The sequence below is a fragment of the Paracoccus shanxieyensis genome, from assembly GCF_009711265.1.
Lineage (GTDB): Bacteria > Pseudomonadota > Alphaproteobacteria > Rhodobacterales > Rhodobacteraceae > Paracoccus > Paracoccus shanxieyensis.
Genome location: NZ_WMII01000003.1, coordinates 77,963 through 90,755, shown reverse-complemented (window position 1 = coordinate 90,755; position 12,793 = coordinate 77,963). Strand labels below are relative to the sequence as shown.

Here is a 12,793-nt window from a genome sequence, read left to right as displayed (position 1 = left end):
CTTGGGGGGAAACGGCATGAGCGGCTGCGCCTGTGGGCATCACCACCACCACGATCATCACCATCAACAGGGTCGCCCCCTGCACATCGCACGCCCGCTTGCGGCGCTGTCGGGGCGGCTGATCTGTCAGGACATGCCGCAGATGCTGCTGGCGCTGGACCTGCTGCCCGACCATGTGACGCTGACCCGCGCCGAGCCCGGCAATCTGCGCTTTGACGTGACCCAGACCGATGATCCGATGGTCTGGCAGGTGGATGAGCTTTTCGCCGATGACGCCGCCTTCCAGCAGCATCAGGCCCGCACCAAAGCCAGCCGCTGGGGCATCGACAGCGCCGCGATCCGGCGCGATTTCACCCGCAGCGAGGCCCTGCCGCATCTACGTCCGGAAAAGCCGCAGGATGCCGATGCCATCGCGGCGCTGCTGCGTCTTGCCTTTGACGGCGATGATGAGTCGCGGCTTGTCTCGGCGCTGCGCCGCGACGGCGATCTGGCGCTGTCCATGGTGGCGGAATTCGGCGGCGCGGTCGTCGCGCATCTGGCGCTGTCGCCGCTGCAGGCCGCAGGCCCGGCGCTGGCGCTGGCGCCGGTCGCGGTGCATCCGGCGGTGCAAAGACGCGGCATCGGCGCGGCGATGATCCATGAGGTGCTGACCCAGCTTGCCGATCACACCGTCGTCGTGCTGGGCGATCCCGCTTACTATACAGGCTTGGGATTTGCGCCGGTCGATCTGGCATCGCCCTATGCCGGGCCGCATCTGATGGCGCTGGGACCGGCACTGCCAAAAGGCAGCGCCATCCATCACGCCAGGGCATTTGCCGAACTTTAGGCGCTGACCTCCTGCGCGGGCACGCGCAGGCGCAGGCGGCGCACGCGCCGAGGATCGGTCTCAAGGATCTCGAACTCGGCGCCGCTGTCATGGGGGATGATCTCGCCCACGGCGGGAACCCGGCCGGTCAGCATGAAGATCAGCCCGCCCAGCGTGTCGATTTCATCGTCTTCCGAGCTGAGCCGCAGACCGGTTTCGCGTTCGACAGCTTCCAGAGGCACGCGCGACTGGATCATCCAGCGGCCCGGCGCTTCGGGAACCATCAGGCCGTCCTCGATCTCGTCATGTTCGTCCTCGATGGCACCGATGACCTGTTCGATCAGATCCTCGATGGTGACCAGCCCGTCGACCCCGCCATATTCGTCGATGACCAGCGCCATGTGGATGCGCTTTTGCTGCATCTGCGCCAGCAGCACGCCAATCGACATGGACGGCGGCACATAAAGCAACGGCCGCAGCATCGGGCGCAGCGCGAAGGCCGGCGCGTCCGAGCCGAAGCCATGTTTCAGCGCCAGATCCTTGAGGTGGATCAGACCCAGCGGCGTGTCCAGCGTCCCGCGATAGACGGGGATGCGCGAAAAGCCGTGTTCGCGAAACATCTCGACAAGTTCCGGCAGCGTCGAGGTCGAGGCCGCGGCCACGATCTCGGCCTTGGGGATCAGCACATCGTCGACCCGCATCCGGCGCAGGTTGCCGATGCCCGGCGCGCCATTGTCGGATTTATCCTGATCCTCGGCCTGCCCGGCCCCCTCGCCTTCGGCGTCACCGGCCCCGAACGCGCCCAGCAGGCGTCCCAGAAAGCCGCGCTGCTGCGGCGCGTCCCGTCCGTCCCCGCTGGTTCCATCCGCCCATGAGGCGGGTTCTGCGGCAACGGAGGTGTCGGGACTTCGGTCGTTTGTCATGTTTCCAGTTCCAGATAGGGATCGGGTATGCCCAGCTTGCCAAGGATCGAACGCTCGGCGTCCTCCATGGTCTCGGCATCCAGATCGTCGATATGATCATATCCTGCAAGATGCAGCATTGCATGCACCAATAGATGCGTGGCGTGATCGGCAAAAGGCTTGCCCTGCGCCTCGGCCTCGCGCTGACAGGTGTCGAATGAGATGGCGATATCGCCAAGCTCTTCGATGTCGTGCAATTCGGGCGCAACGCCCGGCGCGCGGGCGTCGAATTCGATGGCGGGCCAGCTGAGGACATTGGTCGGCTTCGGCTTGCCCCGGAATTCCGCGTTCAGCCCGGCGATGCGGTCATCGTCGCAGCCCATGACCACGACCTGAAAATCGTCCAAGTCCAGCCATTCGCCGACAGCCCGCGCCGCACGTTCGGACATGCCCAGCAGATCGGCATCGTCCCAGCGCGCATCCTCGATCACCAGATCGACGATGCCCGGACTGTCGTCATCGGGCTCAGACATCTCCGCCCCCCGAGGCCAGACGCGGCTCCCGGCGCGGGATGCGCTGGCCACGTTCGTCAAAGACCTCGCCGCGCGCCAAGGCGGCTTCGGCCTCGCTGTCATAGGCTTCGATGATGCGGGCCACCAGCGGGTGACGCACCACGTCCTTGGCGGTGAAATAGCTGAAGCTGATGCCCTTCACGTCCTTCAGGATCTTTTCGGCATCGGTCAGACCGGAATGCACGCCGCGCGGCAGGTCGATCTGCGTGCGGTCGCCGGTGATGACCATGCGCGAGCCTTCGCCCAGACGGGTCAGGAACATCTTCATCTGCATGGTGGTGGCGTTCTGCGCCTCATCCAGCACGACGAAGGCGTTCGACAGCGTGCGGCCGCGCATGAAGGCCAGAGGCGCGATCTCGATGCGCTTTTCCTCCATCAGCTTCTGCATCTGCTTGCCGGGCAGAAAGTCGTTCAGCGCGTCGTAAAGCGGCTGCATATAGGGATCGACCTTTTCCTTCATGTCGCCGGGCAGAAAGCCCAGACGCTCGCCCGCCTCGACAGCAGGGCGCGACAGGATGATCTTGTCGACATGGCCGCCGATCAGCATGGTCACACCGACGGCGACCGCCAGATAGGTCTTGCCGGTGCCCGCAGGCCCGATGCCGAAAGCCAATTCATTGGCGAACAGGTTGCGGACATATTCCTTTTGCGCCTCGGTGCGCGGCTCGACCGTCTTCTTGCGCGTGCGCAATTCGACATGGCCAGCCTGAAACATCTCAAGCTGCTCGGCGGGGCTGAGGCTTTCCTGCGCGGGTTCGACGCCCATGCGCAGCGCGGCCTCGACCTCGGGCATCTCGACGTGGCGGCCCTGTTCCAGCCGGGCATAAAGCCCGTTCAGCACCTGCGACGCCTCGGCCTGCGCATCGGCGGGGCCGACCACGGACAGAAGGTTGCCACGGCGCAGAACATGCACCTTCAGGGCCTCCTCGATCCGGGCAAGGTGCCTGTCATGGGGGCCGCAAAGATCGATCAGCAGCCTGTTGTCGGGGAATTCCAGCAGGGTTTCGCCGGGGTTTGCGGTCTCGGGGGTGTTTGGGGACAGGCCCAAATTCTTCTCCGGTCAGGTCGATATTACAGGTTCATGGTTGCAACTGCGCGGGATTCGCACAAGAGGCCGCAGCTTGGTGGCGCGGTTTTGCGCAAGACGTGGTGCAAATATAGGCACTCACCCCGCAACATGCGAGCCGCGCGCCCGCCCGGCGATGAAATCCTGCAAATACGCATCCGGCGCGCTGTCCATCGCCGCGACCGTCCCCTGCCAGCGGATGCGGCCCCGGTCCAGCAGCGCCACCCGATCGCCGATGGCCCGGACCGAGGTCATGTCATGGGTGATCGTGATCGCCGTCGCGCCGGTTTCATCGACGATTTCGCGGATCAGCGCATTGATGGCGGCGGCGCGGATCGGGTCCAGACCCGTCGTCGGCTCATCGAAAAAGATCACGCGCGGATCGGCGGCGATGGCCCGCGCCAGCCCGGCGCGCTTGCGCATTCCACCCGACAGCGCTGCAGGGAACAGATCCGCCACCTCGGGGCCAAGACCGACGCGCGCCAGCTTGGCAATCGCCACCTCGCGTGCCTGCGCCTTGGGCATCGTGCGCAGCAGGCGAAAGGCCACGTTGCGCCAGATGGGCAGGCTGTCGAACAGTGCCGCGTTCTGAAACAGCATCCCAAAACCCTGCATGAAGGCGTCGCGCTGCGGCATCAGCGGCTGGCCCTGCCACAGGATCTGGCCGGCATCGGCGGTCTCAAGCCCCAGAATGCAGCGCAGCAGCACGGATTTTCCGGTCCCCGAGCCGCCGATGATGACAAGGCTTTCGCCCTGCGCCAGCGTCAGGTCGATGCCGTCCAGCACCTGCTTGGGGCCAAAACTTTTCGACAGGCCGCGCAACTCGATCATCGGAAGAACAGCCCCGTCAGGATGAAATTCGCCGCCAGAATGCCGACCGAGGCCGCGACGACCGCGCTGGTCGTCGCCCGCCCGACGCCCGCCGCGCCGTTCCCGGCCGTCATGCCGAACCAGCAGCCCGACAGCGCCACGATGCCGCCGAAGAACGCGCCCTTGATCAGCCCCGACAGCACATCCCAGCTTTCCAGATAGGCCCAGCTGTTCGAGATATAGGTGGTCGAGTTGAACCCCAGCGCATTCACCCCCACCAGCCAGCCGCCCATGATGCCGATCACATCGCCCACGCCCACCAGAACCGGCACGCACAGGATCGCGGCCCACAGCCGGGGCGACACCAGCCAGCGCATCGGATCGGTCGACAATGTGACCAGCGCGTCGATCTGTTCGGTCACGCGCATCGTGCCCAGCTCCGCCGCGATGGCGCTGGCGACGCGTGCCGCCACCATCAGCCCGCCCAGCACCGGGCCAAGCTCGCGCGCCATGCCGATGGCGACGATGGCAGGAACCACGTCCGAGGCCTGAAACCGGGCGCCGCCGGAATGGATCTGCAAGGCCAGCGCCGCGCCGGTGAACAAAGCCGTCAGCCCCACGACCGGCAGCGACAGCCAGCCGATATGCAGGATCTGCCGCGCCAGTTCGGTGGGATGGGCGGCAAGCCCCGCCAACCCGCGTGCGCCGAAAATCGACACCCGGCCAATCGCTCGGATCAGCGCGATGCTGGCGCGCCCGGTCAGTCTGACAGGATTCACAGATAGGTCCGCGGGTAACGCTGCCCCAATGAGGTCAGGATCTCATAGCCGATGGTCCCGGACCGCTCGGCCAGGGCATCGACGCCCTGATGCGCGTTCAGGATCTCCAGCGCGGGCGGAATATCGGGCAGGTCGGTGACATCCACCGTGATCAGATCCATCGAGATACGCCCGATCACCGGGCAGGCCCGATCCCCGGCCCACAGCGTCAGATCGCCGCCTCGCGCCAGCGCACGTGCCAGCCCATCGGCATAGCCCGCCGCGACCGTCGCCACCCGCGACGGGCGCGAGGCCGTCCAGCTATAGCCATATCCCACCGATTCCCCCGGCTGGACATCGCGCGTCTGGATGACCTTCAGCCCCAGCGTCACCACCGGCTGCGCCTTGGCAAAGGGCAGGCCGCCATACATGCCGACGCCAAGCCGGACCAGATCGAAATGGAAATCCGCCCCCAGCAGCGTGCCGCCGGTCGCCGCCAGCGACAGCGGCGCGGTAACGCCCGTGGTCATGGTGCGGAACGCATCAAGCTGGGCGGCATTGGCGGGGTGATCCGGCTCATCGGCGCAGGCCAGATGCGACATGACCAGTTGCGGCGCCGCAGCCAGCGCCTCGGTCCGGACGGCGGCCCATTCGCCCGGCTCAAAGCCCAGACGGTTCATGCCACTGTCCAGCTGGATGCCGAACGGCCCGCGCGGACGCAGCGCCCGGTCGCGGAAGAACTGCGCGGGACTGTTCAGCAGCGGGATCAGGCCCGCCAGATCCTCGCCCTCCATATGGCCCGACAGCACGAAGATGCGGGCATCCTGGGGCAGATGCGGCCGGATCGCGCGGCCTTCGCTGGCAAGGGCCACGAAGAAATCCCGCGCCCCCGCCTGATACAGCGCAGGCGCCACCCGCACGGCACCAAGGCCATAGGCATCCGCCTTGACCACCGCCCCCGGACGCGCCGTCGGCGCCATGTCGGCAAGGGCTTTCCAGTTGGCCCGAATGGCCGAAAGATCGATGATGAGTCCCATGCCCAGCGGCATGGCCCCTGCCCCGGCATTCGTCAAGCCATTTGCAGTTTTGCCATTTGCAAGGCGATGGCATTAACGCATTTGCAAATTTCCGCATTTCCGCTTTCCGCGATGCGGCACAGGCTCTAACCTGATGCAAATGCAGGAGGTGAACACATGAAGGATATCCTTGACGAGTTGGAGGCCCGCCGCCGCGACGCCCGTCTGGGTGGCGGTCAGCGCCGCATCGACGCGCAGCATGCCCGCGGCAAGCTGACCGCGCGCGAGCGGCTGGAACTGCTGCTGGACGAAGGCTCGTTCGAGGAATTCGACATGTTCGTGCGCCACCGCTCGACCGATTTCGGGATCGAGGCGGACCGCCCTTACGGCGATGGCGTGGTGACCGGCTGGGGCACGATCAACGGTCGCATGGTCTATGTGTTTTCGCAGGATTTTACGGTGTTCGGCGGCTCGCTGTCGGAAACCCATGCGCAGAAGATCTGCAAGATCATGGACATGGCGCTGCAAAACGGCGCGCCGGTGATCGGGTTGAACGATTCGGGCGGCGCGCGGATTCAGGAAGGCGTGGCCTCGCTTGCGGGCTATGCCGATGTGTTCCAGCGCAATGTGCTGGCCTCGGGCGTGGTGCCGCAGATCAGCGTCATCATGGGCCCCTGCGCAGGCGGCGCGGTCTATTCTCCGGCGATGACCGACTTCATCTTCATGGTCAAGGACAGCTCATACATGTTCGTGACCGGCCCCGATGTGGTCAAGACCGTCACCAATGAGGTGGTGACGGCGGAACAGCTGGGCGGCGCGTCCACGCATACGAAAAAATCCTCGGTCGCGGATGGCGCTTTTGAAAACGATGTCGAGGCCATGGTCGAAATCCGCCGCCTTGTCGATTTCCTGCCGCTGAACAACCGCGAGAAAGCCCCCACCCGGCCCTTCTTCGACGACCCCCAGCGCATCGAGCCCAGTCTGGACACGCTGATCCCCGACAATCCGAACCAGCCCTACGACATGAAAGAGCTGATCCTGAAATTGGCGGATGAGGGCGATTTCTACGAGATCCAGAAGGATTTCGCCGGAAACATCGTTACCGGCTTCATCCGGCTGGAAGGTCAGACCGTCGGTGTCGTCGCCAATCAGCCCATGGTGCTGGCGGGCTGTCTGGACATCGATTCCAGCCGCAAGGCCGCGCGGTTTGTGCGCTTTTGCGATGCCTTTGAAATTCCGATCCTGACGCTGGTCGACGTGCCGGGCTTTCTGCCGGGCACCGATCAGGAATATGGCGGCGTCATCAAGCATGGCGCGAAGCTGCTGTTCGCCTATGGCGAGGCGACGGTGCCCAAGGTCACGGTCATCACCCGCAAGGCCTATGGCGGCGCTTACGACGTGATGGCCAGCAAGCATCTGCGCGGCGATTTCAACTATGCCTGGCCCACGGCGGAAATCGCCGTGATGGGGGCGAAAGGCGCGGTCGAGATCCTGTATCGCAGCGAATTGGGCGACGCCGAAAAGATCGCGGCCCGCACCAAGGATTATGAGGACCGCTTTGCCAACCCCTTCGTCGCCGCCGAAAAGGGCTTCATCGACGAGGTGATCCAGCCGCGTTCGACCCGCAGGCGCGTGGCCCGCGCCTTTGCCAGCCTGCGCGGCAAGCGGCTGACGAACCCCTGGAAAAAGCACGACAACATCCCGCTGTAGTTCAGATGTCCCGTTTCCCGATCCTGTGCGCGCTGTCGCTTGCCGCAGCCTTGCCCGCCAATGCCGAGGATGTGAAAGGCATGGCCATAACCCTGCCTTCGGGCGCGACCGCGCTGTGGCAGGAAACGCGGCAGGATGCCCAAGGCGACGGGCCGACCTATCGGTTCCGCTTCATCATCGCCGATCTGGCGCAGCGGGTTCCCGCCACCACCGGCCCCGCCACCGAAACGGAAGATCTGGAGGATATGCCCGAGGATATGCCCGAGTCTGGCGACCCTCAGGCTGACGCGACCTCGGTCCAGATCGACGGCGCACCCGAGGACGCCGCCGAGGACGACGAGACCGAGGCGCAGGCGGATGCGATGCTGGACGACCCTGCCCTGCCCGCCGCGCCCGACGCGCTGATGCAGGATCCGATCCATGCCGATGTGGTGTGGCTGTGCCAGAACTGGGCGCTGCCGCGCGCGCTGCAAGACCAGCCACGGGTGCGCCAGATCGTGCTCAGCATTGCCGATCGCGAACTGCCCTTTGGCGCCTATGATCCCGATGCCCTGCAGCTTTTCGAGGCCTTTGCCGTGCCCGCCGACCGCGACATCTGCGAGTGGGCACCATGGTGATGGCGGAAACCCGCCCTGATGCAAGCCTGCCACAGGCAGGAAAATGCACAGAAAACAGCACGCGGCTTGCCTGTGCGGCCATTGCTGGCATGTCTATGCTTTCGCATCGGCCGCATGTTGTGGCCGAATCTCAACCGAGCAGTCGGGACATTACGATCCCGCCCTACAGGAGCACGACACAATGTCGAAAAAGCTTGCACTCGCCCTGGTCCTCGTTGGCCTTGCCGCCGCCTGCGCCAAGAAAGAGCCCGAAGTCATGCCCGCACCGGTCGTGGCCCCCGAGCCCGTCTTCCAAGGCAAATACGGCGCCAACTAAGCCATTTGCCGAGCGCGGGCTGCACGGCGGCCCGCGCCCACCGCGCCCGCCCCTGACCGCGCTTGAACGCTTCCTTCAAGAACGGGGCACCCCATGCTGAAGCATCGCGGCTTTCCGGGCCGCCTTCCCGGAACCGATTTCCAGTTCACCATCCGCCGCGCCAACAAGAAGGGCGCCACGCCCATCGTGCGGCGTGAACGCTTTCGCGACCGCAAACCCGCCGACAAGCGCGCCGATACCGGCTTCATGGCCGCGCTGATCCAGAAATTTGGCGACGAGCCCTTTGAGCGGGGCAATCTGGATGCCGGACGCCTGTCATGGCTGATCGGACGCGAGGTGATGGCGGTCGGCAAGCTGGACCCGACCAGCTATGACCAGATGTTCCGCGTCGACATGAAACGCGCCGAAGCCAGCTTCCCGGAACTTTTCGCCGCCGAACCCGAACAGTTCGACTGGGACGATCTGGACTGGGATGAGGACGACTGGGACGAGGAAGACGCGTGATGGGCGGATTGCCGCGTAATGTCGGATTTTCACATCGTTGTCAGTTTCTTCCGATGATTCCGCGTGCAATATTGCTGTCATCGTCACCACTTACGGCCCGCAGGCGGGCTTATAAAACAGGCAAAGAGCTATGCAAAAATCCGTCATTCTCCGTCTTACCGGCGCGGCCCTGCTGGTCGCTGGTCTTGCCGCTTGCGAAAGCAACGGCTACGGCGGCTCGACCCTTTCGCCCGACGCGCAGCGCGCGGCTGGCGGTGCTTTGGCCGGTGCAGCCGTCGCCAAGATCATCGACGGTAACGTCGGCACGGGCGCGCTTATCGGTGCCGCCGGTGGCGCATTGTGCGACGACGCAGGCGTCTGTCAGCGCCGCTACTGATCTCTGCAACCAGATCTTGACCGGTGCGCCTGAGGCGCATCGGCCCGATCAGAAGGATCACGACACATGCCGAAGAAAATCGTCCTTGTTCTGGGCCTCGCGCTTACCGGCCTTGCCGGCTGCACGCAGGGGATCAACCCGACCGACACCGACCGTGCGCTTATCGGCGCGGGCGTCGGTGCGACCATCGCCCATGTCGGCGGTCACAATGTCGTCCGCGGCGCAGCCATTGGCGGCGCAGCAGGTGCGTTGTGCAACGACGTGCGTCTTTGCGAATGATCTGACCCGCGCCTGTCGCGTGTCCTGTTCGTCTGGCCGTCCCGACCTGTCGTCGGGGCGGCTTTTTCATGCCTGCATCTAGGGAGGACGTAGCTTGTTCCAGAAGATCCTGATCGCCAACCGGGGTGAAATCGCCTGCCGGGTCATCAAGACGGCCCGCAAGATGGGGATCAGGACGGTCGCCGTCTATTCCGATGCCGACCGGAATGCGCTGCATGTGAAGATGGCCGATGAGGCCGTCCATATCGGCCCGCCGCCCGCGAACCAGTCCTATATCGTCATCGACAAGATCATGGACGCCATCCGCCAGACCGGCGCGCAGGCCGTGCATCCCGGCTATGGCTTCCTGTCCGAGAACCGGAAATTCGCCGAGGCGCTGGAGCGCGAAGGCGTGGTCTTCATCGGCCCGCCCTCGGGCGCGATCGAAGCGATGGGCGACAAGATCACCTCGAAGAAGATCGCACAAGAGGCGGGCGTCAGCACCGTGCCGGGCTATATGGGCCTGATCGCCGATGCCGATGAGGCGGTGCGGATCTCGAACCAGATCGGCTATCCGGTCATGATCAAGGCCAGCGCCGGGGGTGGTGGCAAGGGGATGCGCATCGCCTGGACCGATCAGGAGGCGCGCGAAGGCTTCCAGTCCTCGAAGAACGAGGCGGCGGCCAGCTTTGGCGACGACCGCATCTTCATTGAGAAATTCGTCACCCAGCCGCGCCATATCGAAATTCAGGTGCTGGCCGACAGCCACGGCAATTGCGTCTATCTGCATGAACGCGAATGTTCGATCCAGCGCCGCAATCAGAAGGTCATCGAGGAAGCGCCCTCGCCGTTTCTGGATCCGGCGACGCGCAAGGCGATGGGCAAACAGGCCTGCGCGCTGGCCAAGGCCGTCGGCTATACCAGCGCGGGCACGGTGGAATTCATCGTCGATGGCGCGCGTAATTTCTATTTCCTTGAGATGAACACCCGGCTGCAGGTCGAACATCCGGTGACCGAACTGATCACCGGGGTCGATCTGGTGGAACAGATGATCCGCGTGGCCGATGGTCAGGCGCTGCCCTTTGCGCAATCGGACCTGACGATCAACGGCTGGGCCATGGAAAGCCGGCTTTACGCCGAAGACCCCTATCGCAACTTCCTGCCCTCGATCGGGCGGCTGACGCGCTATCTTCCGCCGGCGGAAACCGCCACGCCCACGCATGTCGTGCGCAATGATACCGGCGTCTATGAGGGCGGCGAGATCAGCATGTTCTATGATCCGATGATCGCCAAGCTGTGCACATGGGCGCCGACGCGCGCGCAGGCGATTGCCGGAATGCGGCAGGCGCTGGACGAATTTCAGGTCGAAGGCATCGGCCATAACCTGCCCTTTCTGTCGGCGGTGATGGACCATCCGAAATTCGTCGCGGGCGACATCACCACCGCCTTCATCGCCGAGGAATATCCCGAAGGTTTCCTTGGCGCGACCCTGCCCGACGACCAGCTTGCCCGCATCGCCGCCGCCGCTGCCGCCATGCATCGCGTGGCCGAAATCCGGCGGGCGCGCATCTCGGGTCGGCTGGACAATCACGAACGCCATGTCGGCGAGCATTGGGTGGTAAGCTTGGCCGGACAGGATCACCCCGTCCGCATCACCGCCGACCGTCAGGGATCCACCGTCGAGATGGAGGGCCGCAAGCTGCGCGTCGAAAGCGGCTGGCTGCCCGGCCAGAGCCTTGCGCGGCTTTCCGTGGATGGCGAGCCCCTGGTGATGAAGGTCGACCGCCTGCCCTCGGGCTTGCGGCTGCGCACGGGCGGGGCGGATCTGAAATGCCATGTCCGCCGCCCCCGTGCCGCCGAACTGGCACGGCTGATGCCGGAGAAACTGCCGCCGGATACCTCGAAATTCCTGCTATGTCCGATGCCGGGGCTGGTCGTGCGCATCGACGTGGCGCCGGGCGACGAGGTGCAGGAAGGTCAGGCGCTGGCCACGGTCGAGGCGATGAAGATGGAAAACATCCTGCGCGCCGAACGCAAGGCGGTGGTGAAATCCGTCAATGCCGCGCCGGGTGAAAGCCTGAAGGTCGATGACGTGATCATCGAATTCGAGTGAGCCATGCTAAAAGGTCAGGGCAGCATCCTTAATCCCACCGTCATGGCGGCGCTGGTCGCCGCCTGCGTGGCGATGCTGGCATGGCCGGTCAATGACTGGCTGAACCGCCGCCGCGACCGTGCGCTGCGCACCGAACGTGTCAGCGATGTCCAGCGCGCGCTGCTGGCCGAGATCCGCGCCCATGTCGTGGCGCTGGAAGGTCAGCGGCTGGATGCGTCAGAGCGGGTGGCGCTGCTGGACAGCCTGCACGACCAGAACCGCATTCCCTTCGTGCCCGCGCAGGCCAATGACCGGATTTTCTCGGCGATCATCGAGGATGTGCATATCCTGCCCGCCGATGTCATCGACCCGGTGGTGACCTATTACCGGCAATTGTCGATCATGGCCGCCTTGGCCGAAGCGATGCACAAACAGGCCAATACGGATCACGCCCGCGCGGTGGCCATGTTCGGCGATTATCTGGAACTCAGCGAGGCCGCGCTGGAAAGCGGGCAAGAGGCGCTGCGACTGCTGATGACCAGCGTGTTCTTCGGCGAAGATGCGCTGCGCCAGATGCTGGACGAGGAAAAAGCGGCGGTGCTTGCGGCGCGTCAGGCGGAACTGTCGCGGCTGGCGTCAAGCCTGCCTGCCGAGCTGGAAGAGTTGCGCGCCCGGCTCAATACGCGATTTTCGGACCGGAGCGGCCTTTGATGGGTTTCAGACCGACGATAACGGCCATCTCATTCGCGGTGCGCGCGCTGCGCAGCCGTTCGACCAATTGCTGGGTATCGGGGTCCAGACGGCGGCGCTTGGGCGGAGCGGCGGGCTCGCTGATGCGCGGCTGGGTCGATTTGGACATGGCACGGTCCCTTTCATCGGGGCAGACCTTCCGCCCTGTTTCCAAGATAATGCGCCGGGCGCCGTCCCGCAATGAAGTCGTTGCGAATTTCCAGACAATCCCCCGCGTCACGCGGCTGACAAGGGACGGCGT

General features: G+C 64.9%; 16 protein-coding genes. 9 read left to right on the top strand and 7 right to left on the bottom strand.

Annotated elements, in window-relative coordinates:
• The first annotated feature begins 16 nt into the window (after positions 1–16).
• Positions 17–826, top strand: coding sequence for a GNAT family N-acetyltransferase (locus tag GL284_RS04015; RefSeq protein WP_155043365.1), 810 nt, complete (start codon positions 17–19; stop codon positions 824–826).
• Here the strand turns inward: GL284_RS04015 and GL284_RS04010 are convergent.
• The 6 genes from GL284_RS04010 to alr form a co-directional block, all read right to left on the bottom strand.
• Positions 823–1,728: a CBS domain-containing protein gene (locus GL284_RS04010; RefSeq protein ID WP_155043364.1), complete on the bottom strand. Its 906-nt coding sequence runs from the start codon at positions 1,726–1,728 to the stop codon at positions 823–825. The two genes, GL284_RS04015 and GL284_RS04010, sit on opposite strands and share 4 nt — an antisense overlap.
• The gene (ybeY, locus tag GL284_RS04005; RefSeq protein WP_155043363.1) at positions 1,725–2,240 is read right to left on the bottom strand and encodes an rRNA maturation RNase YbeY; all 516 of its coding nucleotides are present in this window, start codon (positions 2,238–2,240) and stop codon (positions 1,725–1,727) included. The genes GL284_RS04010 and ybeY overlap by 4 nt, the downstream gene beginning before the upstream one ends.
• A complete protein-coding gene (locus GL284_RS04000; RefSeq protein ID WP_155043362.1) occupies positions 2,233–3,327 on the bottom strand; it encodes a PhoH family protein in 1,095 nt (364 codons plus the stop codon). The genes ybeY and GL284_RS04000 overlap by 8 nt, the downstream gene beginning before the upstream one ends.
• A gap of 117 nt (positions 3,328–3,444) precedes the next feature.
• Entirely contained in the window at positions 3,445–4,176 is a 732-nt protein-coding gene (locus GL284_RS03995; protein ID WP_155043361.1) for an ABC transporter ATP-binding protein, read from the bottom strand.
• Positions 4,173–4,934, bottom strand: a complete 762-nt coding sequence (locus GL284_RS03990) for an MlaE family ABC transporter permease (protein ID WP_341870273.1) — start codon at positions 4,932–4,934, stop codon at positions 4,173–4,175. The genes GL284_RS03995 and GL284_RS03990 overlap by 4 nt, the downstream gene beginning before the upstream one ends.
• A complete protein-coding gene (gene alr / locus GL284_RS03985; protein WP_155043360.1) occupies positions 4,931–5,950 on the bottom strand; it encodes an alanine racemase in 1,020 nt (339 codons plus the stop codon). Before alr ends, GL284_RS03990 begins: the two co-directional genes overlap by 4 nt.
• 156 nt (positions 5,951–6,106) lie before the next feature.
• On the opposite strand from alr, the gene GL284_RS03980 reads away from it, so the two are divergent.
• From GL284_RS03980 to GL284_RS03950, 8 genes are all read left to right on the top strand, one after another.
• The gene (locus GL284_RS03980; protein ID WP_155043359.1) at positions 6,107–7,639 is read left to right on the top strand and encodes an acyl-CoA carboxylase subunit beta; all 1,533 of its coding nucleotides are present in this window, start codon (positions 6,107–6,109) and stop codon (positions 7,637–7,639) included.
• Between the two features lie 5 nt (positions 7,640–7,644).
• A complete protein-coding gene (locus GL284_RS03975; RefSeq protein ID WP_155043358.1) occupies positions 7,645–8,256 on the top strand; it encodes a DUF6497 family protein in 612 nt (203 codons plus the stop codon).
• Positions 8,257–8,437: 181 nt separating this feature from the next.
• A complete protein-coding gene (locus tag GL284_RS21775; RefSeq protein WP_255453229.1) occupies positions 8,438–8,572 on the top strand; it encodes a hypothetical protein in 135 nt (44 codons plus the stop codon).
• 93 nt (positions 8,573–8,665) lie between these two features.
• Complete coding sequence (locus GL284_RS03970) at positions 8,666–9,076, top strand: hypothetical protein (RefSeq protein WP_155043357.1); 411 nt, start codon at positions 8,666–8,668, stop codon at positions 9,074–9,076.
• Positions 9,077–9,206: 130 nt separating this feature from the next.
• Positions 9,207–9,452 (top strand): hypothetical protein, encoded by a 246-nt coding sequence (locus GL284_RS03965; protein WP_155043356.1) that lies wholly within the window; start codon positions 9,207–9,209, stop codon positions 9,450–9,452.
• Between the two features lie 66 nt (positions 9,453–9,518).
• On the top strand, positions 9,519–9,731 hold the full coding sequence (locus GL284_RS03960; protein ID WP_155043355.1) for a hypothetical protein: 213 nt from the start codon (positions 9,519–9,521) through the stop codon (positions 9,729–9,731).
• Between the two features lie 94 nt (positions 9,732–9,825).
• Positions 9,826–11,823 carry an acetyl-CoA carboxylase biotin carboxylase subunit gene (locus GL284_RS03955; RefSeq protein WP_155043354.1) on the top strand — a complete coding sequence of 666 codons (1,998 nt, stop codon included), beginning with the start codon at positions 9,826–9,828 and terminating at the stop codon, positions 11,821–11,823.
• Positions 11,824–11,826: 3 nt separating this feature from the next.
• Complete coding sequence (locus tag GL284_RS03950; protein ID WP_155043353.1) at positions 11,827–12,513, top strand: hypothetical protein; 687 nt, start codon at positions 11,827–11,829, stop codon at positions 12,511–12,513.
• On the opposite strand, the gene GL284_RS03945 is transcribed toward GL284_RS03950, so the two are convergent.
• Positions 12,479–12,661, bottom strand: a complete 183-nt coding sequence (locus GL284_RS03945) for a hypothetical protein (RefSeq protein ID WP_155043352.1) — start codon at positions 12,659–12,661, stop codon at positions 12,479–12,481. The two genes, GL284_RS03950 and GL284_RS03945, sit on opposite strands and share 35 nt — an antisense overlap.
• Positions 12,662–12,793: the final 132 nt, after the last annotated feature.

Coding starts and splice junctions, on each gene's coding strand:
- GL284_RS03980 (WP_155043359.1), top strand. CDS start 6,107: ATGAAGGATATCCTTGACGAGTTGGAGGCCCGCCGCCGCGACGCCCGT.
- GL284_RS03960 (WP_155043355.1), top strand. CDS start 9,519: ATGCCGAAGAAAATCGTCCTTGTTCTGGGCCTCGCGCTTACCGGCCTT.
- GL284_RS04015 (WP_155043365.1), top strand. CDS start 17: ATGAGCGGCTGCGCCTGTGGGCATCACCACCACCACGATCATCACCAT.
- GL284_RS03950 (WP_155043353.1), top strand. CDS start 11,827: ATGCTAAAAGGTCAGGGCAGCATCCTTAATCCCACCGTCATGGCGGCG.
- GL284_RS21775 (WP_255453229.1), top strand. CDS start 8,438: ATGTCGAAAAAGCTTGCACTCGCCCTGGTCCTCGTTGGCCTTGCCGCC.
- GL284_RS04010 (WP_155043364.1), bottom strand. CDS start 1,728: ATGACAAACGACCGAAGTCCCGACACCTCCGTTGCCGCAGAACCCGCC.
- GL284_RS03975 (WP_155043358.1), top strand. CDS start 7,645: ATGTCCCGTTTCCCGATCCTGTGCGCGCTGTCGCTTGCCGCAGCCTTG.
- GL284_RS03995 (WP_155043361.1), bottom strand. CDS start 4,176: ATGATCGAGTTGCGCGGCCTGTCGAAAAGTTTTGGCCCCAAGCAGGTG.
- alr (WP_155043360.1), bottom strand. CDS start 5,950: ATGGGACTCATCATCGATCTTTCGGCCATTCGGGCCAACTGGAAAGCC.
- ybeY (WP_155043363.1), bottom strand. CDS start 2,240: ATGTCTGAGCCCGATGACGACAGTCCGGGCATCGTCGATCTGGTGATC.
- GL284_RS03965 (WP_155043356.1), top strand. CDS start 9,207: ATGCAAAAATCCGTCATTCTCCGTCTTACCGGCGCGGCCCTGCTGGTC.
- GL284_RS03970 (WP_155043357.1), top strand. CDS start 8,666: ATGCTGAAGCATCGCGGCTTTCCGGGCCGCCTTCCCGGAACCGATTTC.
- GL284_RS03945 (WP_155043352.1), bottom strand. CDS start 12,661: ATGTCCAAATCGACCCAGCCGCGCATCAGCGAGCCCGCCGCTCCGCCC.